This is a genomic window from Coleofasciculus sp. E1-EBD-02, from assembly GCF_040218245.1.
In the GTDB taxonomy this organism is placed as follows: domain Bacteria; phylum Cyanobacteriota; class Cyanobacteriia; order Cyanobacteriales; family Coleofasciculaceae; genus Coleofasciculus.
Window position 1 is genome coordinate 62,689 of record NZ_JAVJQN010000007.1, and the last position, 24,061, is coordinate 86,749.

A 24,061-nucleotide genomic window follows, 5' to 3' on the forward strand; every position below is an offset into this window, starting at 1 on the left:
ACTTCCTTCATACATAATAGAGAAACTGGTCAAAGTATGTGCTAATGACCAAGGGCAAATGACAAATGACAAATGACAAATGACAAATGACCAAAGTAATCAAATTAAGCAAAAAGCGCGATCGCTAGGATTTCATCACTGTGGTATTGCAGCTATAGAAGGGAATGCTGACGAGGAAGCCGCTCAACATCTGAAAACGTGGTTGGCTCAGGGCTATCATGCTGACATGGATTGGATGCAGAATCCTCGCCGTCTAGATATCCATACCTGTATGCCAGGGGTTAAATCCGTTATTTCCGTTGCCCTCAACTACTACACCCCTCACCAACGTCCTCAGGGAGACGAGTACGCGAAGATATCTCGTTATGCTTGGGGACGAGATTATCATAAGGTGATGCACAAAAAACTCAAAGCCTTGACCCACTGGCTACAAGCCCAAGGAGAAGGAATCCAAGCTCGTTACTACGTAGATACCGGTCCAGTGCAGGATAAAGTGTGGGCAGAACGTGCTGGAATTGGTTGGATTGCAAAAAATGGTAATCTAATTACGCGAGAGTATGGCAGTTGGGTGTTTTTAGGGGAAATTTTAACCAACTTATCTCTGACACCCGATACTCCCCATACCCAGCATTGCGGAACCTGTACCCGTTGCCTGGAGGCTTGTCCGACCGGAGCAATTGTTAAACCCTTTGTCGTAGATGCCAATCGTTGTATTGCTTATCATACAATTGAAAACCGAGCCGAGGAACTACCCTCATCCATCACCCCCCATTTAGAGGGTTGGGTGGCGGGGTGTGATATCTGCCAGGATGTTTGTCCTTGGAACCAACGCTTTGCTCAACCAACAGATGTAGCCGACTTTGAACCCTATCCTGGGAATGTCGCTCCCACCTTAGCGGAACTGGCGACACTTTCAGATCACCAATGGCATCAACGATTTCCGGCATCCGCGTTGCGACGCATCAAACCCCAGATGTGGCGACGCAATGCCAAAGCCAATCAACAGAAGTAAACCCACAATATCGCCATTGGACTTAAACTTGTACAGAATTTTCATAAAAAAATGAGAATTTTTTCTCAGATCGGTAATTTGATTGCTAATCTAAGCGATAGGAAATGCTTTAGAGCATCTTAATATAGAGAATTCTATAGCCATCAGAGCGAGCCATTATGTCTCAGGATATCAATACTCACGACAAGGCAAACAAGCCATCAACCACCTCCACGGCGATCCAGTCTTGGTCAGCCGAAGCCGATGCAGATAAGTTAATGGATGATTTATTTGCAGATCTTGACCGCATCTTGGAAGGGAGTAGCAAATTACCAACTGAACCGACTAAGCCAGACTATGTATCTTTAAAGTCGATTGTAATTCCCCCCATCACCGCACCACCTGCTGTGATACCTGCTCAAGATTTGGTGGAACAGCCATCTGAGACGAACAAGGAATCCTCGGAAACCCAGTCTTCAGAAACGAAAGGAACAAAGAGTAGTGATTCCCATGCCAAAAAATCAGGTTGGTCTGTGGATAAATTTTTATGGGTAATGGCTCTAATTTCAGTGGGTCTAACCGCACTGTTGCTACTGCTTACTCAAAAACAACGGTTTGCACCCTGGTTACCCAACTTTATCGCCTCACCGTCTGCTGAAACCCAACCCCCCTCAGAAGCCGATTACGAGTTTGGAGAGTATGCGTTGGAGGCGCTAGAAGCCATTGACCGTAAAGCTGAAGCCAGACAACAAGCTGGAATGGCAGGTGGTGGAACAGGTAATCCTAATCTACCTCCAGGTGCAACCAACTCTTCCGGTGCTATCAATCGTGCCATGGGTGCTAATCCACCGGGTACAATTTTGGAACGAATCTACTATCCAGTTTATCCACCCCAGAGTTCCTGGATACCCCCTGTACCCCCGGCTAACTCCTCAGTCGCCCCGCCGCCAGCCCCAGCGCCTTCACCTGCTGCCAATCCACCTGCACCTACAGCACCCCCTCCTCAAGTCACGGCTCAAACACCACCAGCCTCACCCCCAACCGTTGCTCCGACTTCACCTACAGCATCAGCATCGCCAACGCCACCAGCACCGCCACCCCCGCCTCCTGTCAACCATACTCTGGTGGGAGTGCTAGAGTCAGACGAACTTTCTGCTGCCTTATTTGAAATTGATGGGATTACTCAGCGGATTAATATTGGTGAAGCCATTGGCACAAGTGGCTGGATGTTAGTTGAAGTGAACAACGGAGAAGCGATTATTCGACGGAATGGAGAAGTTCGCTCTGTTTACACAGGGCAGACATTCTAAATTAGACACTCGGCAAAAAAGTGCCAACGTTCAAGTGCCAAACCCTAAGCGAGTACCCACATGGCAGCTTATACAGTTGCCTAGAAAATGATGCCACAAAAACGCGATCGCGGCGGTTCCGGTACAGTGATTTGCCCCTAACAACTGAACCTCATAGTTCACAAAGGTTTCCACCGTTGCTTGCACGCGATCGCGACTCGCCCGGTTCAGGTGCATTCCCCCAATTACGGCGTAAAATTTATCGATACCTGTGATTTGGGCAATATAATCGAGGGTATTAATCACACCCGCATGAGCGCAGCCTAAAATCACCACCATTCCTGCGGGTGTATCCAGAAACAAGGCTTGGTCATCGACAATCAAATCTACTTGATTTTGCTGGGAATCCTGCCAAAAATCACCCCCTGTATCTTCCAGGGGATGACGCCGGGGAATTGAACCCGTCAGGTACATACCAGGGATAACTTCTGTAGGTTTATCTGTCCAAACTAACTGATCAATCCTCTGTTTGAGCCTATCTACATCTTGAATCGGAGATCCAATATTCCCTCTGGGACTAAACTTGGGTTGTAGCGCCGCCGGATGCAGAAAGAGTTTAGCAATATTACAGTCTTCTAAGATGCTCATTAAACCACCTGTATGATCATAATGACCATGACTAAGCGCAACTGCATCTAAATTTTGTAGTGAAATTCCCAACTGTTGAGCATTGTGGCGCAATGTTAACCCCTGTCCTGTATCAAATAAAATGCGCTGGGAATCGGTTTCGATCAGATAAGACAGCCCATGTTCTCCTAAAAGTCCCCGCCCATAAGCTGTATTCTCAACTAAAACGGTAAGCTGACAGGCGTTTTTTTGAATCTGCATAGGTTATTCTATAAATTAGGATTGTTTCTGCGATCGCGGAAGTTTCACCACAAACTCAGTGCCTTTTCCTGGTTGGGAACAATAGTCGAGAGTACCGCCATGTTTCTCCACAATTTTATAACTAATTGATAATCCTAATCCCGTTCCCTTGCCAACAGGTTTAGTGGTAAAAAACGGCTCAAACACTCGTGATTTGAGTTCTGCTGGTATACCAAAACCATTATCCCGAACCCGAATCGCCACCATTTCATCGTCTAATTGTTGAGTCAAAATCTCAATCCTTGGCTGCTTCACAAAAGCGGATTCTAAAGCATCAATCGCATTAATTAGCAGATTCATAAACACTTGATTGATTTCTCCAGCATAGCACTCGACTAAGGGCAAGTCACCATAGTCTTTAACTACCTGAATAGCCGGACGGTTGGGATTGGCTTGCCAGCGATTTTCGAGAATTAATAGAGTATTATCAATTCCTTCATGCAAATCAACCGTTTTCATCTCCGCTTCATCGAGTCGCGAAAAATTCCGCAATGATTGCACGATTTTGCGAATCCGATCGGCTCCGATTTTGATCGAGTCCAGTAATTTAGGAAAGTCTCGCTGAATAAACTCCCAATCCAGTTGCTGTAATTTGGCTTGAATCAGGGGAGTGGAATTGGGATAGGATTGCTGATAAAGCTGTACCAGTTCCAAAACATCATCGATATAATCTTTAGCCGGATTAATATTGCCGTAAATAAAGCTAACTGGGTTATTAATTTCATGAGCCACTCCCGCCACCAGTTGTCCCAAACTAGACATTTTTTCTTGTTGGATGAGTTGAGCTTGCGTCTGTCGCAATTGTTGCAAAGCCGCTGTCAGTTCTATAGCTTTCTGGGCTTCCGATTCAGCAATTGAGCGGGTTTGGGCGTAGAGTTCCGCTTGCGTAAGCGCGATCGCCAGTTTATCGGCTACCCGTTCTAACAAGTCTACTTCGCTATCACTCCAATGTCGCGTTTTCCCACTATGACTGCAACAGATAGCGCCAATTTTCCCCGATTGAGTGTGAACGGGGACAAAAACCACCGCACGATAGTTTAATGTCTCCAGAAAAAATTGGCGTTCGACGGGATCTTGCAACGTCAGGGTATCTTCAATACGAGTCACTTCTTTGCGGGTGATTTTGGCAATTAAGGGGGTAATGTCGGCTACGGGAACCCGACTTCCGTTTAAGGAAGGTAACTCAGGGTGTTTGACTTCAGCGATAACTTCTGCTACGGGAGGAATAGCGTCTGGTACATATAATCGGAAGACGCAGCGTTCCAATTCTAACAAGTGATAAAGTTTATCTACGGCTGTTTCTACCACTGTATTAAAATCAAGAGAAGCACGAATTTGACTAGCAATACAATTAAGCAGTGATTCTCGCTGCGCTAGTTGTCGATAGCGGGTTTCCGATTCTTGCAACGCTTGTTCAAATTGCTTACGTTGTGTGATATTGGTACAGGTTCCCACCAGTCGATAAATGCGCCCATTATCATCTTTGAGAGGGGTGAGTCCTGTCAGCCACCAAGTTGGTTCTCCGTCTAGAGTAACGAGTTTTTCGTAATGAATGGTTTTTCCCGCTTTAACGCATTCATCATAGAGTTCTATACAGGGCGAGGCAAATTCAGGTGGTAATACCTCGCTCAGTAAACGTCCACGCAGGTTATCTGAGGTTAACCCCAAATTTTTTTTAGCCACAGGATTAAAATCGGCGTAACGGTAATTTCCTTGAGCATCGATATCGATCACGAAAATGGGATGATCGACCTTTTCGTAGATACTGCGTAAGCCGAAGCAACTCTGTTGAGTGGAGAGAATAGACATGGCTGCAAGTTCCAGAACGATTTGAGCGAGCCAACTCTAAGCAATTGCGTAAGATGAGATAAGCTGTTCGGCATTTAAACCTTAATGTCAAGAATGGCTCTCATCCTTTTAGTGCGTTAAGCGAAGCCATGCCGCAGGCTTTGCATCTTGCTCGCTACTAATACCCAATTTAAATGCATGACAGCTTAGATTCCCCTGATGAACCGAAGCGGCTAGAGTAATTAATTAGATTGGCTCTTGGTCTATTCTACCACTGTTTAAAATTCATTCAGCCAGCGTCATGTCGGATTTTAGATTAAAACTTTCAACCGTGAGTGCGGCAAAAGCTAACATGAAACCTAAGTAATGGAGATAAGCTGTAATCGAACTCGCCCACATTGTTATCTGTCTTGATTTTTGCTGATTTGATTAATTAGGACTTACGCAAAGGCTCTATTTGTAGGGTGTGTTAGCGTAGCGTAACGCACATTTACCCCCATCCGTGGTGTGTCTGCGTAAGTCCTGTTAATAATTTGATGTTGGCTAGGTAAAAACAATCAGTATATCACTGGTTTCGGCGATCCCCAAAGGGGTCCAATTTTCAGTGCCATTCATCCTAAGTCTCACTGACAGTTTCACGTCCGTGACGGTGTTGATGACGGTGTTGATGCTCATGTTCATGTTCATGACATTCACTATCTTCTGTCACCAAAGAACCATTAAGATAGGCGTCAACCGCTTTATCTAGATCCGTTTCTTTAGTAATAATCGGTTCAATTCCCTTCTGTTCCAGACGGCTTACCAATTTCTTTCCCATTCCCCCAGCAATCAAAACCTGCACATCATCTAACGGGTGGGAGTTGTTGGGTTTGCTATTGTGAAACGACTGTTCGGGGGACAATTCCAAAAGCGTTTTAGCGGTGATTTCATTATCTTTAATGTCGTAAATCCAAAACCTCTGGCAATGTCCAGCGTGTTCGGTTAGGCTGGTTTTATTTTGACTAGCGACAGCAATTTTCATGGTTTTTCCTATTTTTAATGAATGGTTACTTGAACTGGCGTAAAAGCTACGCGCGTGGATGATCGTGAGGCTGGCGAGTGTTGATACCTAGCAAGCTATAAATGCCGCAAAAACCAATCGCCGCACTGAAAGCAAGCACAGCGGCGGCGATATCAAATCCAACCACTAAGCCAGTATCTTGATAAACACTCAACCCTGCATACAGCAAAATTTCTGCTAAGAGTAAGCGAACAATCTGATCGAAGCGTCCGACATTGTTGAACATGATACCTAATGTAAACGAACAGTAGATTTTTCGGCGTTCTAACACTCTGAACCGATTGCCTAATGGTTACGGCAATTCTGGGTTATTGGCTAAGAGTGTTTCCCGCCTTGCCTGGGAAACTTTCAGCTATTTGTTGAATATATCACTAGATAGTTGATTAAGCAAGCAGAAAGAAGCAAGGGAGTAGAGACGTTGGCGACAATACCTCTACATGAGCGCCAGGGAAGCCTTTCCACGCCTAGAGTGGGGGCAGGTATGTGGGGTAACAGAGGTGAGAGCGATCGCGTTATCATCCACATTTCGCACTTCAGATGAAGCATTAGATAGCGCTTGCACCTCCCAATTCACCCTAACCCTAATGTCTTTCGCACCTCCTCACTATTCACAACCTTACCTGCTTTTTGCTGTTGTCGCGATCGCTCAATAATGTCTAAAAACTGAGTGTTGCTACTTAAGGAAACCGTTTCAATATCTGCTGTAGCTACCAAAACAGCTACGGGTTTACCCTCAAATCCGGCGATCGCTGGTTCTCTTCCTAAACTACGAACATAATCGGCTAAAGATGCTACACAATCGGATTGTTGTCGCTGCAAAGACTTTTTGATTAATGTTAGTGAATCTAGATTTGCTTCTAGAGGTAAACTTTCTAAGTCCGCAATTGGTGTCAGCACAGCTACAGTAGTTTCCTGAATTGTAACAAGCAAAGGCTCTTTCCCTAAAGCTTGAATATATTTACTTAAGGATTGAGTTGCCTGTGCCAGTTCCACAGATTTCATAGTTCAATTTCCTCCTTACCGATCCGAACTCGATTGCGATTCTTAATTGCAACTGCTTGAATATAGACTATAGACACTGTGTTGTCTTCTACATCGTAGTATACCCGTAACTTTCCTATCCGCAATTCCCACGTTGCCAAACTGTTAGGTTGCATAGGCTTGCGATTTCTAGTTTCTACTAGGGGTTCATATGTGAGTTGCTCATCTACAGTATCTAACACGGTTCTTTGTTGACGCTTTGTTAATGTTTTTAGATGTTCAATAGCCGCATCAGTATATTCAATTTGATAAGTCACTTCTTCTCCCCCCACTACCAACATAAAAAATATATTTTCTCATTCCTGCGTTTGATAAAAATAAAATGCCGCCGTTGAGCCAATAGTTCAGGATGAGACAAAAAAAGCGATTGAATTCATGCCTCGATTCTATCACTCCTCCAAGGTTTCAGCCATAACCTCCCTCAAAACCATCATCTTACCCCTGCTTACTTACAAGCCATAATTGACATTGCGAAAGAGTGCCAAGCCGATGTTGGAGTAACGGAAGAGGACATCAAACAGATTTTATCCAGTCTGAACCTTCAGATTGCTCCCTTTAACGAGGAATTGCTTTATAATCGTGTTAATGAATCTATCTTCAGTCTATTTATACACCTGATGAACAAATTGATGGTAAAAATTGGGTTCGTCGCAAAGGATGTGATCCTAACTTGCTTGCATAGAACTGTAGGGGCGCACAGACGTGCACCCTTTCCCGATGTGCGCCTCAGAATCCCAATTTAGCCAAAACAGGTTTAGGTGAAACAACGTGCTTGTTAATCCCCAGTTTTCCCGGTTTAATCCCTAACGCCAAGCCAATAATTTCCGTGATATAAAGAATGGGCAGCTTATAGGAAACATTGTACGCCTTCTCGATATCCGGCTGTCTCAGTTCTAAATTATTAGCACACAACGGACAAGCCAACACCATACAATCTGCCCCCAAGGATTTTGCCTCATCTAACAGGCGCTTCGTCAGTTCAAACGCTACCTTTTCCTGGGGAACCAGAATCGGTCCACCACAACATTTCGTCTTTGATCGAAAATCAACCACCTCCGCCCCACAAATCTCAGATAATTTATCCATCGACATGGGGAAAACTGGAGAATCCCATCCCGTTAAATCCTGGGGTCGAGTCAAGAGACACCCATAATAACAGGCAACTTTTAAACCCCGCAACGGCTTTTTGATCCGCCTAGAAATATCCACATCATTCGCCAAGACATCGACAACATTCCTCACCTTAGTATTAGAGTCAGAAATCGACATCCCCATCTGGGACAGAATCGGCGTAATCTTATTGCGTTCCGTCTCGTTCTCTAATGCCTTAGCCGCCTTTGCTGACTTGTTGTAACAGCCTGAACAGGATGCCAAAAGATCGCGATTTTTTTGTTGCGCCAGCACCACATTTCTCGCCGCTAACGCCATCCCCACTTCATGAGATACCCCAGCCGCGATGGAACCCCCACAACAAGACCAATCTTCAAGTTCCTCCAACTCAATTCCCAGTTCTTGCATCACCACTCGGGTGGAGATATCAAACTCCTTGGCTGAGGAATGGAGGCTGCATCCTGGATAATAAGAATATGTCATTTTTTACTCGCCTGTTCTAATGCTTGATTAAATGTTTTTGGATCTTTCACTTTAGCCGGGAAGGGCGACAACTTACCCCGAAGCGCTAATTTGACGCCCAACTCGGCTTGTTCCAACATGGCTTCAATTCCGCCATATTGATGCATGAGTTCCGGTTCAAAAACAATCCCGCGTTTCTTGACTAACTCCACAAAGATTTGATTAAATCGGGTCGAGTCGTTCTGAATTCCTTCGCGGATGGCAAGGGCTTTAATTGTTTCAATGACATCCGCTGGTCGTACTCCACGCGGACATCGGGATGTACAGGTATAACAGGAGGTACATAACCAGAGGGTGTTACTTTTGAGAATCGTTTCCCATTCACCCCGTTGCAGCAACAGAATCAGCTTGCGGGGGGAAATATCCATGCGATCAATATTGGTACATCCACCACTACAAGTCCCACACTGCATACAACTCGCGATCGCGGCATTCTCACCCCCCTCAGCGATCACTTTATCCATCACCTTCTGACTGATTTGATCACCATCAACCTGGCGATCCGTTTTAATACCAAAGAAGCATTTCTTTTTGGCGACCATTGATTTAATCCTCACTGATGTACAACTTGTTTTTTACTGGCAAAATGCCCATTGGTCGCTGATTCAAATTGGCAGAGAGAACCAACCTTAGTGGCGAGAAAACCCGCAATTTCCGCCGCCGCCGATCGCCCATCTGTAATTGATTCAGCAATCGCTTTCGGACCCGTTGCTGTTCCCGCCAGAAAAACGCCTGTTCGCGCCGAATAATTGTTAGAATATTGAGTATGGGCGGTTTCATAGAACCGATCACAACCAACTTTTAGATCGGCAATTTCTGACAGTTCCGTATTGCCGCACATTCCCACCATTAACACCAACAAGTCCACAGTTAATCGCATCGGTCTTGCTGTTAATGTATCTTCTACCCGCAACAACAAACTACCATCATTTTTCTCATTCGCCTCAGAAAGCCGACCTCGGATGAACTGAACCCCATATTTTTCCTGAGACGTTCGGTATAGTTCCTCATAACCGCGACCAAACACCCGAATGTCCATATACAGACTGTAAATTTCACAATCAGGTATCTGTTCTTTAATTTCAATTGCCACCTTCACCGCATTGGTACAGCAAACTCGCGAACAGTAATTATTATTTACTTTCTCATCGCGAGACCCGACACAATGAACCATGGCTATTTTCCGTGGCGTTTTCCCCGATGCCGTTTTCACCTTTTGCTGTTTTAGCATGGCATCCAGTTCAACCGAGGTGATGGAATTATCGTAGATATCGTATCCATACTCCTCTTTAAAGGACGCATCAAAATGGTTGAATCCTGTAGACACCAGAATCGAAGCCGCCTTAATCTTTTCCCCGGTTGAAGTGGTTACGGTAAAGTTGGGGGCTGAACCCTCAATCTGATTCACCGTACAATTGTTTAACACCCGGGTTCCATGCAATCCGGCTTTGAGTTCAGCGATAATTTCTGAAGCATCGGTAAAATCAGGAAACACTTTATACCATTTCTTTAAATGTCCCCCCAATTCGGCTTCTTTCTCAATTAGCGTAACCTCTTGTCCTAACTCGCTAAGTTTCCCCGCCGCTGCCATTCCGGCTGGACCACCACCAATTACGACTACGTTTTTACCCATTGTTTTAATCCTTTTTCTATTTACAATTTTTGCATTTTTTCAAGCAAAACCATACGGAAAGAGTCGTTTAAGTAGGTTAATGGAAATAAATCGAACTTGGTTAACTTCTGTCAACCTTCCTCAAGCCTTGACAAATGACAAATGACGATTTTAATTGTCCCCACCGACTTAAAACGAATGCCACTGACTAGTATGCTGGTGGGCGATGCCCACCCTACGGTATATCAAAGGTTGGGATGATTTCCTAATGCTTATTTCAGTGTTATTAGACTTAAAACGGTCGTCTACGTTCTTCAGCCGTCTTAGATTTGTCATACGGAATCCCGATTTTATCCAGCAACGGTTCGATAGGAACCGCCTTGGCATTAAGTCCACAATCCTTAAAGGGGTCATAGCCTAACAACAACCCAGTAAGTTGGGCGTAGTCGAGGATAGATACGTTGAATTCTTCTTCCAGGACTTCCTTAATCGTGCCTTGTTCGGCATCCAGAAACACCGTACAACCCGGACAGTTGGTTAAGATTAAATTACAGTCTGGGTGCGCTTCTTTCAAGCTGGCTAATTTCTTATAAACACTCCCGGCGGTATAATCCCGGTTTTCAGGAAACGCACATTGGCGGAAGCCCATTCCACAACAATGTCGGCGTTCGGGATAATCAACAATTTCTGCACCAAAGGCTTCTAAAAGTCCCACTAAGACTTGGGGAAATTCCGCCCCACCCATGGCTTCACCGGGAAAAATCTTCCCATAGTGGCAACCGACGTGATCCGTGGCTTTGATTCCTTTGAGGCTATATTTGGCTTTTTCTGCTAGTTTATGACGATTGGCAAAAAAGACATCTGAGGCATGAACAACTGAAGGTCTACCACCAGATACGTGAGGAATCCAAAACTCTCGACCGGTTGTTTCTTTTAATGTCTTTTCGGTGTATTCCAGCAACTCCGGTTCTTCTTCCCAGAGTTTAATCACTTCCGTATAGTTGGCAAAGGAGGTGACACAGAAAGAGAAAAGATTATCGACACCTTGTTCATAATGGGCGATGGAAAAGTTTCGTGCTGCAATCACCATCTGTGTTTCTAGGTTGGTGACATCGCCGTGATATCCAATTGCCCCACAGGAGGTATGACCAGGGGCTTCCCGCAATTCGATGCCTAGGTCATTTTTTAAGATTTTATAGGCGACACCTTCAGTATAAGGGGCGGCACTTTGGAGGAAACAACTGCGGAAGCATCCCCATAAGTTTCCACCTGGTTCATCGACGCTGGGGACTTGTTTTTGGTGTCTGTCCCAGGCTTGGTTTTTTCCGGCTAGTTTCATGGTTGATTCTCCTGATTTATTTGATTTCGTAGTTGCGGCTATCTCCGGTTTCTAACCAGGTTTGCCAGTATTTTTCCACTTCCGCTTTGCTGCCGAGTTTCTTTTCCATGCCTTTTTCCACGGCATCCATTAAGGAGACGGCACCAGTTTTTTGGTAAATTGTCCGCACTTCTTCCATGTCTTGTTCCGGAATCATCCGGTGGGAACCGGGGCTATTTTCCAAGTCCATTGGCACACCCCACCATTCACGCATCTCTTGCATATGGTCGTAATAGTATTCCCAGTTCTCACCGAGTTCAGGGAAATGGGATGGGGAGATGTTTTTTGCCAGTAAGGTATAGCCACGTTTGAGCATGTTTTCCCCAAATACCCGCTTGGCAATTAATTGCTGTCGTCCTTTTTCCGACTCGGCAAAGTAACCGTAACGAATCGCAAGTCGGCGTAAGGCAAGAATGACTGAGGCGGGACTGTTGCCTCGGGGACACCGGGTTTTGCAGGAGAAACACTGTCCGCAATACCAAATCTTGTCGGATTTGAGCAAGTCTTCAATCAGTTCGTCATCTTCGGATTGGACGATGTTCATTACCTCTCTGGGAGAGTAATCGTTAAACTCGGCTGCCGGACAAACGGCAGTACATACACCGCAATTGAGGCAGGCATTCATGCCATGTTGATACAAAATGTCTTGTTTTAGCTCATTAAATAGTTTGCCCATCGGAAAACCTCTTTGACTGGCGCGACTGAGTGACGCCTCTCGTCGATGTTTTTATTATATGACTAATTAGTTATATAAAGTCAAGGGGTTAGCCAAAAAAATTTTTCGGGGTGACAAAAATTCCCCCTTCTTTCCCTTGCTCTTCACAGCATCCCCTATCTCCCCTATCTCTCCGATTTCGCTCATCTCGCTGATTTCCCCTTGCTCCCCCTACTCCCCTGCTCTCTCACCCTAATAGCGAAGACAATTTGTGTTATGTAATAATATGATTAATCAGTAAACAATACCGAACCGCAGAACATTACCCCTTATGCCTAATCGCACAGCGACCAAGACCAAGAAAGCCAATTCAGTATCCGATTGCGGCATCTCCCAACTGTCTCCTGTGGCGTTGACCTTGATGGCAGATTTTTTCAAAGTCCTCTCGGAAGTTAGTCGGCTACAGATTGTCTGCTGCTTGAAAGCCGGTGCAAAGAACGTCACGGAGATTATTGAAGAAACCGGACTCGGACAAGCTAACGTATCGAAGCACCTAAAAATACTCAACCAGGCGGGAATCGTGTCCCGTGAACAGCAAGGAGTTTGTGTCTACTATAAGATAGCTAATCCGTTTTTGTTTGAATTGTGCGATTTGGTCTGTGATACTCTCTCGATGCAAATGGAGCAGCAAAGCCAACAAATACAGCAGCTAGCCGCGCTACGCCAAAGTCGCAGATAATTGACCGCCGCGATCAGGGGTGCAGGGGCGGTATCACTATTTGTAGGGACACGGTATGATGTCGTGCCTCTATTCTAGTCTTTAGCATCTGCCTCTAGAAAGATGCTATTGTAGCCAAATACAGCGATAACTTGTTTGGTGTTACTTGGAATGTAATGTAGCAGTGGCACGAAACCAGAATCAGAAAAGCCGCGATCGCATGAGCTTCCCGAGGCGGGCATGGACAGCGACAAGCCTGTTGGGATGCTGGATTGGCGTTGTTTTAACTCAGCCTGCGATCGCGCAAATTACTCCTGATGCTACTTTGGGTAATGAAACGTCGGTATTGACACCGGGCGATAACTCGATAGACATTCTGATTCAAGGCGGCGCTCAACGGGATTCTCACCTATTCCACAGTTTTGAACAGTTCAATGTGGGAGATGGACAACGAGTTGATTTCGCTAATCCTGGCGGGATTGAAACCATTTTCACTCGCGTCACTGGTGAAAACAGTCCGACGAATATTCTGGGAACCTTAGGCGTCGATGGAGCCGCGAACCTGATTCTGCTGAATCCCAATGGTATCGTTTTTGGCGAAAATGCTCGATTAGATGTGTCCGGTGCATTTCGAGCCACGACAGCAGATAGCATTATTTTTGAGAATGGGCTAGAGTTCAGCGCCGCAAATCCTCAAACCCCGTCCCCTTTACTCACCGTTAACGTTCCCCTAGGCTTACAATTTGGAGCCAATCCCGGCACGATTGTCAATCAATCCGTCGCCCAGAGGGATGGAGAAGTCGTGGGTCTAGCAGTGCAACCTGGTCAAACTTTATCCTTAATTGGTGGAGATGTGGAGTTAGAAGGGGGTCATCTAACCGCACCTGGGGGAAAAATTGAACTGGGTTCTGTTTTTGATGGAGAGTGGAACCTCAATTCTCCCCAATCCTCATTCTCTGATGCTACAAGTTCGACATTAGGCACGATTCAATTGATAGAACAAGCCACCGTCAATGCAAGTGGTGCAGGCGGGGGCGAAATTCTGGTGCAAGGGCGACAAGTTTCCGTCCGGGATGGGTCACAAATTCAGTCAATTACTCTAGGATCTCAACCTGGAGCTAATTTAACCATAAACGCTTCTGAGTTAGTCGAAGTGGTTGGCGCTTCCCCCACTGGTTTTCCCATCAGTAGCATCAAAACCAATACAATTGGTACTGGATCAGGAGGAGATTTAACCCTAAACACCGCCCAATTGCGGGTTCAGGGTCAAGGATTAGTTTCTGCATCAACCTTTGGAGGTGGGACAGGGGGAGATCTGACGATTCGGGCTTCAGAATCTGTAGAACTGAGTGGCTCTGGATTTGAGGATTTGCAGCAAAACATTATCTTAAGGGCGTTAGCTACACCAGAGCAATTAGCTGCCTTAGGTGTACCCCCCTTCCAAGTTTCCGATATCGAATTTTTCGGCGGCGGACTTTTGGCGGCTACTCAAGGAAACAGTTCCGCCGCCGGTCGTTTAACCATTGACACGAATCGGTTAGTGATGCGGAATGGCGCGATCGCCTCTACACCAACAGGGGGTGCGGGGAGAGGGGGAGATGCTGTGATTAACGCTTCTGAGTCCGTGGAAATATCTGGTTCGGCGTTTGTCACTGGGGCGTTTCAAGGAACCACAGGTGATGCGGGAAATCTTAGGTTGAATACGCAACGCTTATCCCTTAAAAATGGTGGACTCCTGCAAACGATTACCTTTGGTCAAGGGGATGGTGGAAGTTTGCAAGTGAACGCCTCTGAGTCTGTACAAATGGACAGTACACCCATTGGCGCTCTTGCTCCCACAGGGATTTTTGCCAACAGTATCTTTAGTACAGGGACAGGCGGCGACATCACCGTAAATACACGCCAGATGATTATGCGCGACGGGGCGCAAGTGGGAAATCAGACGGGTGCATTGACGGGATTGGGGTTAATTCCAGTCGGGGGTCCCGCTGGAGATGTTGTCATAAATGCGACTGATTTTATCGAAATTGACGGCTTATCCCCGGATGCTCGCTTTATTAGTGGTCCGGGAACCACCAGTTTTAGTGGTGCGCCCGCAGGAGATGTAACAGTTTCCACTCAAAATATGATCATTCGCAATGGGGCAAATATTTCAACCACCACCCTGAGTGCGGGAGATGGAGGCACATTGACGGTTAATGTCTCCGATACATTGGAACTCATCGGTACGGGCATTTCTACCGGGGGAGGAGTCACCGTCGAAATTCCCAGTAGTTTAGTTTCTTCCTCCGGACGTGCTGACTTTCCTGCATTGCAAGCCACAGGGGATGCGGGTGTTTTAAAGGTAAATGCAGGTCAACTTATTATCCGGGATGGGGCAGAAGTTGCCGTGAATAGTCTTGGTTCAGGGGATGCGGGGACATTAGAGATTGTCGCCGATTTGATTCAGTTGGACAATCAGGGAACAATTAATGCGGCGACAGATTCGGGTCAAGGTGGTAACTTATCCCTGAAAACTCAAAACTTGCTGATGATTCAAGAGAGTCAGATTACCACAGATGCTGGGAATACAGATGGGGGTAATATTACCATCATGACCGATACCTTAGTCGCTCTAGAAAATAGCGATATTACCGCGAATGCTCAACAAGGTCGAGGGGGGCGAGTTATTATTATAGCTCAAGGTATTTTTGGCACGGAGTTTCGGAAGAAATTGACACCAGAAAGTGATATTACAGCTACCTCTGAATTGGGACCTGAGTTCAGTGGTATTGTAGATATCGTTATCCAAGGGATTGACCCCTCTCAAGGATTAGTTGATTTCCCCGAAAATTTCACGGATACTAGCACGCTTATTGCCATTGGTTGTGCCGCTGATGAAGGGAATTACTTTGCCCTAACTGGGCGCGGTGGCTTACCTGCCAACCCCACGCAACCCCTTGTCAGTGAGACGGTGTGGTCAGATGTACGCAATTTAGCGGTGGCGTCTTCTCCAGCGTCTACGGCTAAGACGGAGAACAATTTTCAATTTTCCCGACCGAATCCTCAACCTCAAATTATTGAAGCGCAAGGCTGGATTGTCAATGAAACAGGTCAAGTTGAATTGGTAGCTAATTTACCAGAAAGTTTCCCTCAAAGTCCTCGATATAAACCGAAAACTTGTTCACCTTAAAGGGTGTGGGTGAGCCGGAGTGTAGGGGCGGGTTTTACCGATAACGTTTTGCCACCAACCGATAACTTGAGTAAACCCGCCCTTCTAGTGCATGACTTGTAGAGACGTGCCATGGCACGTCTGGGAGCTGGGGAGATTTTAGCTGCTCAATGATTTCTGCCATGCTGCACTAGGGTATCAGAGAAGATAAGAGAGATGAGGGAGTTATATCGAATCCGGTTGTTTCTCCAATGCTATAAAATTGTCGTCCAAATACACTAACGTCCTCTGCTACCTGGAGCGTTAAAAAAACATAATTCCGGTACTAACGGATTAGTCAGGGCGGGTTTAGTTAAGTTAGAGGTTTCCTCCTGAAAGTTATCAGTAAAACCCGCCCCTACAGTGCCAAACTCCTTCTCAATACCATGAATGATCACAATCGGGTAAAACTATGAAGTGGGTTCGTCAATTTTTTAGGCTACAAGTTCGGTCTAGTTTGAGACGGTATGCTTCCTCTGTGATACTGTTTGGGCTAACCCTGTTTCTCGTCACCACTGTATTACCCGGAATTTCATATCCAGTTGAATCTTTACACGTTAGTGGAGACAAGGTAGAGGGTAGAGGGCAGAGGGCAGAAGGGCATATTGCCCAAACCGATAAAATCTTACACCTTGGGGATAACACCAGGCGCTTAAAACGCCAACCCGCAAACGCCAAAATTGCCAATTCCCCAACCCCTCTAGAACAAGGGATTGCTGCCTTTGAAGCAGGACGTTTTACTGATGCGGCACAACTGTGGCAACAAGCCGCCCAAGAGTATGAACAAAAGCGCGATCGCCTAAATCAAGCCCTAAGTTTAAGTTATCTCTCGTTAGCCTATCAAAATTTGGGACAAGTCCAGGACGCAGAACAAGCGATTAGCCAAAGTCTTGATCTGTTGCAACACCAAGACAATTGGGAATCAGGGGGTTTGGCGATTCTGGGTCAAGCCCTGAATACTCAGGGACGCCTGCAACTCACCAAAGGACAAGCTGAAGCCGCCTTAGATACCTGGAAACAAGCCACCGACGCTTACAGTCGTGCGGGTGATGAAACCGGAAAACTGGGAAGCCAAATTAACCAAGCCCAAGCCCTGCAAACCTTGGGACTCTATCGACGGGCGCAAACGCTCTTAGAACGGGCAAATCAACAACTTCAAGCCAACCCTGACTCCCGCGTCAAAGTTCAAGGATTGCAGAGTTTAGGAATTGCCCTGCAAGAATTGGGCGATCCCAAAACGTCCCAAACTCTTTTAACCCAAAGTTTAGCGATCGCCCAAAAACTCAACCCAACTCCTGATACAAGTCCGATTCTGTTGAGTTTAGGGAATGTGACTAGAGACTTACAAGAAGATGACAAAGCATTAGATTACTACCAGAAAGCCGCTAAAAATGCAACCGATTCGCTGATCCAAATCAAAGCTCAATTGAACCAACTGAGTCTGTTGATCAATACGGAACAAGAGGACGCCGCGATCGCACTATTACCGCAAATCCAAGTTAGTCTCGCCACCCTATCCCCCAGTCGGGCGGCGGTTTATGCTCAGGTAAATTTTGCAGATAGCCTGATGCGGATGAGCACAGGAGCAGGGGAGCAGGGGAGCGAAGAAGCCGGAGAGCAGGAGCGCCAATTTGTAGGGGCGGGTTTAACCGATAACCTTACCCCAAAAACCGATAACCTAACTAAACCCGCCCTGGTTAGCAATCCCGGAAGCGCTAAAGCGCTGACTACGAACGGCGCGATCGCACAATTGTTAGCCAAAGCCATTCAACAAGCCAGACAGATTCAAGACGCTAAAGCTGAATCATACGCCATTGGGCAGTTAGGCAAACTTTACGAACAAAAGCAGCAGTTAGCCGAGGCGCAAAAGCTGACGCAACAGGCGCTGAGTTTGATTCCGGGAATTAATGCTGGTGATATTGCCTATTTATGGGAATGGCAACTGGGTCGAATTCTGGAAAAGCAGGGCAATATAAAGGATGCCGTCGCCGCTTATACCGTCGCCGTGGAAACCTTGCGATCGCTCCGCAGTGATTTGATTGCCCTGCCAAATTTACAGTTTTACTTTCGAGAACGGGTTGAACCCGTCTATCGTCAACTGGTGGGCTTACTCCTAAAATCTGATCCGTCTCAAAAAAACCTGCAAAAAGCCCGTGAGGTGATTGAATCCCTCCAGCTTGCTGAATTAGATAACTTTTTTCGCAACACCTGTATCCAGGCGCAATCCCAACAAATTGATCAGGTTGATCCCACGGCGGCGGTGATTTATCCGATTATTCTGCCAGACCGTTTAGCTGTGATTCTATCATTGCCGGGACAACCCCTGCGCCATTATCAAACTCAATTACCGGAAGCAGAGGTGAACAACGCCTTTGTCCAACTCCGCAAATTCCTCAATCCTGTTCTGTCAAACAAACAACGATTACGCTATTCCCAAGACATTTATGACTGGCTGATTCGACCCATAGAAGCCGCGTTAGCCGACAATGAGATTAAAACCCTCGTCTTTATCCTGGATGGGGCGTTGCGAAATCTGCCCATGGCAGCCCTTTATGATGGAGAACAGTATCTAATTGAAAAATATAGTGTCGCGGTTAGTCCTGGATTGCAACTGTTAGAACCGCGTGCGCTGGATCGAGAACGGCTTCAGGCATTAATTGGTGGACTCAGTGAGGAACGTCAGGGATTTTCTGCTTTACCTGGAGTCGAGTTGGAACTGAAAAAAATCTCGGATCAAGTACCGTCTGAGATGCTTTTCAATCAGGAGTTTACTACAACCACACTTGAACAAGAAATTAGTGCCGTTCCTTTCCCCGTAGTTCACCTGGCTACTCATGGTCAGTTTAGTTCGGAGGTGGAAGATACGTTTATCCTGACCTGGGAAGGGCAAGTTAATGTCAATGATTTGGATCAATTACTGCAAGTTCGAGAACGAGAGGATAGCCAACCGATTGAATTACTGGTTCTCAGTGCTTGCCAAACCGCAACCGGGGATCAGCGAGCCGCCTTGGGATTAGCGGGTGTTGCAGTCCGTTCCGGCGCTCGCAGCACTCTAGCAACCCTGTGGTCAGTTCGCGATGAATCTACAGCTCAACTAATGGCTGAGTTTTATCAATCCCTGACTCAAGCTGAAAACAGCAAAGCGGAATCTCTGCGTCAAGCACAGCTTTCTATCTTGAACAATCCTAAATATGAGCATCCGTATTACTGGGCACCGTTTGTTTTGGTGGGTAATTGGCTATAGAGCGTCAGTTCTACAGCGCGATGGCGTGTAAGTGAGGTATCTGAGGGGGTGACAAGGGACTTGAAGGTACTACTGGCTGGGATAGAGTCTATTTGAGTTGTAAAACTTAGGTGAAACCGAAAAAACAAAGAGCATAACCTAAGAGTGATAAACCACAGACGTTTCGCCAATATTAAGTATTAGGAAAGAATGTTAATTGATCGTACAAATGATTTAGACGTGCGATATTTTTTTACTCTGATTGTCAAATAATGTAAATTAGTGTAAATTAGTGATCTCTATAAACCTTGCTGTATATTATGTCACTTAGTAACCGATTTAAACCTGTAATCAGTTTGGCTCGAAAAGAGGGGTTCAATTGTGTCCGACATCCCATACCCGACACCCGACACCCGACACTCTGCTTACACCTCAAGTAACTTGTCAACCTTCCGTTCCAGAGGATAAGCAACCCTGTCGCCCGATAGATATCTGACTGGAGGATTCCGGTTAAGATGCGCCTAATCCCTGACTGTAAACACGACAACGTGACCACTCCGGCAATTCCTGGCGAATGAGGAATTTCAGTGGGGTGCAAGTTCAACTGAGATTTGGCACTCTAGTGAGCAATTGGGATTATTGCGAAGATTACCCGGTAAAAACCCTGATTTTTCGTTGATGTACTCCTGTTTATTGAGAATCGTGGCAGATGGCAGCTCAGGTTGATCAAAAATCCCGGATGGGGATTATCCCAGAGCAAACCTAGATGTATTTTTGTGATCAACCCTACATAGAAAGACTTATTACAACATAAATCTTCTCAATTTTTATTCCTATGGGTTGAGTAAAATCAAGGGGTGAAGACTGGCTATTATAAACGAAATTGTTTAATATTAATAGTGTCATTCGCCAAGGCATTTACTGTTCAAGAGGATTATGCTCATGACTTGGCAACATTACTACACTTATATTAGCTTCTTTGTCATCAGTCTGGTGGGGAATATCCTGCCGATTGAGGGACTACCCGTGCAGGCGCAAGAGATTACGCCGGGTAGAACGTTAGCTAGTCGCTCGATGGTGACGGTAAGTTTCACACCGCCACCAACTGGTGATCCACCCTTACCCAACAATACGGAAGGGGGAGGGACTCGTGATGGCGGATGTCCTCAAGATGCGAAGGCACTTGAGCCAACGATTACGCCTGTAATGCCCGCGACTCGCCAAGGATTAACCGTGGCGGAACGCCCGACATTTTTTGTTTACGTCCCTAAAACCACGGCGAAGCAGGCACTCTTTGTGCTTAAGGACGAAAATGAGGATTATTATTACGAAACAACCTTGCCCATGCCCAAACAAGCAGGGATTATCAGCGTAAAGCTCCCTGATGAAGCATCCAAGCTAGAAATGGGTAAAACGTATCATTGGTCGTTTCTGATGATTTGTGGCGCACAAGTTACGCCCGATAGTCCCGGAGTCCAAGGCGTGATTAAACGGATTAAGCCGAATGGAACATTAAATCAGCTAGACGGAGAACCTTTGTTAGAACAGGCTCTCCAGTATGGGGCAAATGGTATTTGGTTTGATACTCTGACAACCCTGGCTGAACTTAGACAATCTAATCCACAGGATTCCTCGTTTCAGGTGGCTTGGGCAGACTTATTGAAATCGGTGGGACTTGATGCGATCGCGACTCAGCCCCTCGTTAATTGATATCAGTTTGTGGGGGAGCTCTTTAATGATTTAAATAATACAGTCCCCTTTCTGAGATTAACGATTGAGACTGGGGCGAGTCGAGACAGGTTAATTCTCACACCTCCACATTTATGCAGCGACTCGCCCCTACAACCCCTGCTTTCCAGACGCTTCTGGATCGCATCTCTACAGGCTTCCCCTGCTTTCCTGAGTCTCTACTCGGTTACCAAATCTGTACTCATGTCATTATCCCCCCAAGATAAATCCTTAAGACACCTAATTGCCGATACAATTGTGGCGACACCAAATCGGCGTATTTCATTTGCCGAATATATGGATTTAGTCCTCTATCATCCCCAACAGGGATATTATGCTACGGGTGCAGTTAATATTGGCTCTGAAGGAGACTTTTTTACCTCGTCCCATCTGGGTCATGATTTTGGTGAGTTACTGGCAGAACAGTTTGCCCAAATCTGGGAGATTCTGGAATACCCCGAACCCTTTACATTAGTGGAAATGGGGGCGGGTCAAGGATTGGTTGCGGCTGATGTTTTGAGTCATTTATATCGACAGTATCCAGACTGTTTTGCGGCGTTAGACTATATCATTGTCGAAAAAGCAGCGGGATTGATCACAAAACAGCAGCAAGTTTTAACCCAGTTGAATCTACCTGGTTTACCGTTACGCTGGTGTACCTTTGATGAAATATCGAACAATTCAATTATCGGGTGTTGTTTTTCTAACGAACTCGTGGATGCATTTCCGGTGCATCAAGTTGTGCTGGAAAAGGGAAAGCTTCGGGAAGTGTATGTGACAACGGTAACGACAGAAGTAGATGAGATTCATTTTGGCGAAGTTACCGATGATAGTTCTACACCTCAGTTAAACGAGTATTTTCAGTGGATGAAAATTGATTTATATTCAGGTGTGTATCCAGACGGCTATCGAACTGAAGTGAATTTGGCAGCGTTGGATTGGATGGAGATGATTGCTAATAAGCTGAAACAAGGGTTTTTGCTCACGATTGACTATGGGTATCCTGCCGATCGCTATTATTTACCCGTCCGACATCAGGGAACATTAAAATGCTATTATCGTCACCGCCATCATGATAATCCTTATGTAAATGTTGGGCAACAAGATATTACCGCTCATGTGAATTTTACGGCGTTAGAACAGCAAGGAGAATTGTCTGGATTACAAACCGTAGAATTGACCAAACAAGGGTTGTTTTTAATGGCATTAGGATTAGGCGATCGCATCTCAGCATTGTCAGGATTAGGAAGCCATCAGGGACAAGCGATCGCGGGGGCGCAGGATGTGATTAGAATTATGCAGCGTCGGGATGCCTTACATCAACTGATTGATCCTACGGGATTGGGAGGTTTTGCGGTGCTGTTGCAGTGTAAAGGGTTGAGTCGGGAAAAAGCGCGATCGCTCAAAGGATTAACGATTCCGCCAATTGTTTAATTTGTTGTATGTCATTGGTCAAAAGATGTAGGGGCGGGTTTAGGGAATCTGTAGGGGCGGGTTTAGGGAATCTGTAGGGGCGGGTTTAGGGAATCTGTAGGGGCGGGTTTAGGGAATTAATTTAGCTAGTCACCAATAACGGAACAACAAAACCCGCCCTCCCCACCAATAACGGAACAACAAAACCCGCCCTCCCCACCAATAACGGAACAACAAAACCCGCCCTCCCCACCAATAACGGAACAACAAAACTCACCCTAATCCCCACCTAAATTTATCAATTAACCTCAAACCCGACAACAAAATCCACCTGATTTTAAACCGCGATCGCACGCCAAAGATGTAGTGATAGGGTGGAGCAGGGCGGGTTTTGTAGAAAGGTTATGGGTTTGTCTGTTAATTTTGCCCCTAAACCCGCCCCTACATTAGATTCACTGCCCCGATATCAGAAGACAAATGATTATTAAGTCACAAAACCCCCTTAGAACTGGGAATCATTTCAGCGCGACGGGGATCGATTTCTGTTGCCATACGGACTGATCGCGCAAATGCTTTAAATGTGGCTTCAATAATATGATGAGAATTAATTCCATCCAGTTGGCGGATGTGCAACGTCATTTGGCTATGGTTTACCAATGCAACAAAGAATTCCCGCACCAGTTGCGTGTCGTAGGTGCCAACCCGTTGAGTGGGAATCTCTAAACCATAGCTTAAATGAGGACGCCCCGAAAAATCCAGTGCCACTTGGACTAATGCCTCATCCAAGGGGGCGATAAAATGACCAAAACGGACAATCCCTTTGCGATCGCCTAATGCCTGAGCAAACGCCTGTCCCAATGTAATGCCCACGTCTTCATTGGTATGGTGATCGTCAATTTCGATATCACCCGTAGCTTTCACGTCTAAATCAATTAACCCATGAGAGGATAGCTGATGCAACATGTGATCCAAAAACGGGATACCTGTGTCAGCACTACAGGTTCCTGTACCATCGAAATTCAGGCTAACCTGGACATCGGTTTCACCTGTAGTACGTTTCACGGTTGCTGTCCGGGCGGGGAATAGAGGATGTTGAGAGTGGGAATTGATAGCTGTGCGATCGCTGGTTTGCATAGTCGCTGCTGACATAGGAGAACACCGTCTATTATTCTCTCACAGGAAAGAGCGGCAGGGTGGAAGTCCCTCTCCCTCATCTTCCCTCTCCCAATCTCTTCCCTTAGTTACTAACCCAATTCACATGAGCGTGCTACAGTAACCGCTTCTAAAAACCTAGACAAACCTACCCATAAGTAATTCTGCCTTGGTATAAGTCCACGGTGTAACTTTTGGTCGATAACCGTTAACGCTGACGCTTGGCTGATACCCGGCATTGTTGCTCGACATCAGCCTTAACCA

The 24,061-nt window shown here is 46.0% G+C and carries 21 protein-coding genes; 7 read left to right on the forward strand and 14 right to left on the reverse strand.

What is annotated here, in order from left to right; translation table 11 throughout:
• Window positions 1-79: 79 nt before the first annotated feature.
• On the forward strand, window positions 80-1,012 hold the full coding sequence (gene queG, locus RIC07_RS00860; protein WP_446392853.1) for a tRNA epoxyqueuosine(34) reductase QueG: 933 nt from the start codon (window positions 80-82) through the stop codon (window positions 1,010-1,012).
• 158 nt (window positions 1,013-1,170) lie between these two features.
• Window positions 1,171-2,301, forward strand: a complete 1,131-nt coding sequence (locus RIC07_RS00865) for a hypothetical protein (RefSeq protein ID WP_446392854.1) — start codon at window positions 1,171-1,173, stop codon at window positions 2,299-2,301.
• 30 nt (window positions 2,302-2,331) lie between these two features.
• Here RIC07_RS00865 and RIC07_RS00870 read toward each other — a convergent pair whose 3' ends face one another.
• From RIC07_RS00870 to RIC07_RS00920, 11 genes are all read right to left on the reverse strand, one after another.
• Complete coding sequence (locus RIC07_RS00870; protein WP_446392855.1) at window positions 2,332-3,168, reverse strand: MBL fold metallo-hydrolase; 837 nt, start codon at window positions 3,166-3,168, stop codon at window positions 2,332-2,334.
• Window positions 3,169-3,183: 15 nt separating this feature from the next.
• On the reverse strand, window positions 3,184-5,016 hold the full coding sequence (locus RIC07_RS00875) for an ATP-binding protein (RefSeq protein ID WP_446392856.1): 1,833 nt from the start codon (window positions 5,014-5,016) through the stop codon (window positions 3,184-3,186).
• Window positions 5,017-5,611: 595 nt separating this feature from the next.
• Window positions 5,612-6,016 carry a NifB/NifX family molybdenum-iron cluster-binding protein gene (locus RIC07_RS00880; RefSeq protein WP_446392857.1) on the reverse strand — a complete coding sequence of 135 codons (405 nt, stop codon included), beginning with the start codon at window positions 6,014-6,016 and terminating at the stop codon, window positions 5,612-5,614.
• A 46-nt stretch (window positions 6,017-6,062) separates the two neighbouring features.
• Entirely contained in the window at window positions 6,063-6,281 is a 219-nt protein-coding gene (locus RIC07_RS00885; RefSeq protein WP_446392858.1) for a YgaP family membrane protein, read from the reverse strand.
• Window positions 6,282-6,625: 344 nt separating this feature from the next.
• Window positions 6,626-7,057: a hypothetical protein gene (locus tag RIC07_RS00890; protein ID WP_446392859.1), complete on the reverse strand. Its 432-nt coding sequence runs from the start codon at window positions 7,055-7,057 to the stop codon at window positions 6,626-6,628.
• Window positions 7,054-7,353: a type II toxin-antitoxin system RelE family toxin gene (locus tag RIC07_RS00895; RefSeq protein ID WP_446392860.1), complete on the reverse strand. Its 300-nt coding sequence runs from the start codon at window positions 7,351-7,353 to the stop codon at window positions 7,054-7,056. The genes RIC07_RS00890 and RIC07_RS00895 overlap by 4 nt, the downstream gene beginning before the upstream one ends.
• A gap of 469 nt (window positions 7,354-7,822) precedes the next feature.
• The gene (locus RIC07_RS00900) at window positions 7,823-8,689 is read right to left on the reverse strand and encodes a CoB--CoM heterodisulfide reductase iron-sulfur subunit B family protein (RefSeq protein WP_446392861.1); all 867 of its coding nucleotides are present in this window, start codon (window positions 8,687-8,689) and stop codon (window positions 7,823-7,825) included.
• Window positions 8,686-9,270, reverse strand: a complete 585-nt coding sequence (locus tag RIC07_RS00905; protein WP_446392862.1) for a 4Fe-4S dicluster domain-containing protein — start codon at window positions 9,268-9,270, stop codon at window positions 8,686-8,688. Before RIC07_RS00905 ends, RIC07_RS00900 begins: the two co-directional genes overlap by 4 nt.
• Window positions 9,271-9,281: 11 nt before the next feature.
• Window positions 9,282-10,361 (reverse strand): FAD-dependent oxidoreductase, encoded by a 1,080-nt coding sequence (locus RIC07_RS00910; protein WP_446392863.1) that lies wholly within the window; start codon window positions 10,359-10,361, stop codon window positions 9,282-9,284.
• A 271-nt stretch (window positions 10,362-10,632) separates the two neighbouring features.
• Window positions 10,633-11,679: a heterodisulfide reductase-related iron-sulfur binding cluster gene (locus RIC07_RS00915; protein WP_446392864.1), complete on the reverse strand. Its 1,047-nt coding sequence runs from the start codon at window positions 11,677-11,679 to the stop codon at window positions 10,633-10,635.
• Between the two features lie 16 nt (window positions 11,680-11,695).
• A complete protein-coding gene (locus RIC07_RS00920) occupies window positions 11,696-12,394 on the reverse strand; it encodes a 4Fe-4S dicluster domain-containing protein (RefSeq protein WP_446392865.1) in 699 nt (232 codons plus the stop codon).
• 310 nt (window positions 12,395-12,704) lie between these two features.
• On the opposite strand from RIC07_RS00920, the gene RIC07_RS00925 reads away from it, so the two are divergent.
• Complete coding sequence (locus RIC07_RS00925) at window positions 12,705-13,112, forward strand: ArsR/SmtB family transcription factor (RefSeq protein ID WP_446392866.1); 408 nt, start codon at window positions 12,705-12,707, stop codon at window positions 13,110-13,112.
• A gap of 163 nt (window positions 13,113-13,275) precedes the next feature.
• Window positions 13,276-16,263, forward strand: coding sequence for a two-partner secretion domain-containing protein (locus RIC07_RS00930; protein ID WP_446392867.1), 2,988 nt, complete (start codon window positions 13,276-13,278; stop codon window positions 16,261-16,263).
• A 34-nt stretch (window positions 16,264-16,297) separates the two neighbouring features.
• Here the strand turns inward: RIC07_RS00930 and RIC07_RS00935 are convergent, their stop codons facing one another.
• The gene (locus RIC07_RS00935; RefSeq protein WP_446392868.1) at window positions 16,298-16,426 is read right to left on the reverse strand and encodes a hypothetical protein; all 129 of its coding nucleotides are present in this window, start codon (window positions 16,424-16,426) and stop codon (window positions 16,298-16,300) included.
• Between the two features lie 94 nt (window positions 16,427-16,520).
• Window positions 16,521-16,679, reverse strand: coding sequence for a hypothetical protein (locus RIC07_RS00940; RefSeq protein WP_446392869.1), 159 nt, complete (start codon window positions 16,677-16,679; stop codon window positions 16,521-16,523).
• A gap of 14 nt (window positions 16,680-16,693) precedes the next feature.
• Between RIC07_RS00940 and RIC07_RS00945 the strand changes: the two genes are divergently transcribed.
• From RIC07_RS00945 to RIC07_RS00955, 3 genes are all read left to right on the forward strand, one after another.
• Window positions 16,694-19,525 (forward strand): CHAT domain-containing protein, encoded by a 2,832-nt coding sequence (locus RIC07_RS00945; protein WP_446392870.1) that lies wholly within the window; start codon window positions 16,694-16,696, stop codon window positions 19,523-19,525.
• A 921-nt stretch (window positions 19,526-20,446) separates the two neighbouring features.
• Window positions 20,447-21,214 (forward strand): DUF928 domain-containing protein, encoded by a 768-nt coding sequence (locus RIC07_RS00950; RefSeq protein WP_446392871.1) that lies wholly within the window; start codon window positions 20,447-20,449, stop codon window positions 21,212-21,214.
• 222 nt (window positions 21,215-21,436) lie between these two features.
• Window positions 21,437-22,666: a class I SAM-dependent methyltransferase gene (locus tag RIC07_RS00955; RefSeq protein ID WP_446392874.1), complete on the forward strand. Its 1,230-nt coding sequence runs from the start codon at window positions 21,437-21,439 to the stop codon at window positions 22,664-22,666.
• Window positions 22,667-23,134: 468 nt separating this feature from the next.
• On the opposite strand, the gene hisB is transcribed toward RIC07_RS00955, so the two are convergent.
• Window positions 23,135-23,779 carry an imidazoleglycerol-phosphate dehydratase HisB gene (hisB, locus tag RIC07_RS00960; protein ID WP_446378138.1) on the reverse strand — a complete coding sequence of 215 codons (645 nt, stop codon included), beginning with the start codon at window positions 23,777-23,779 and terminating at the stop codon, window positions 23,135-23,137.
• Window positions 23,780-24,061: the final 282 nt, after the last annotated feature.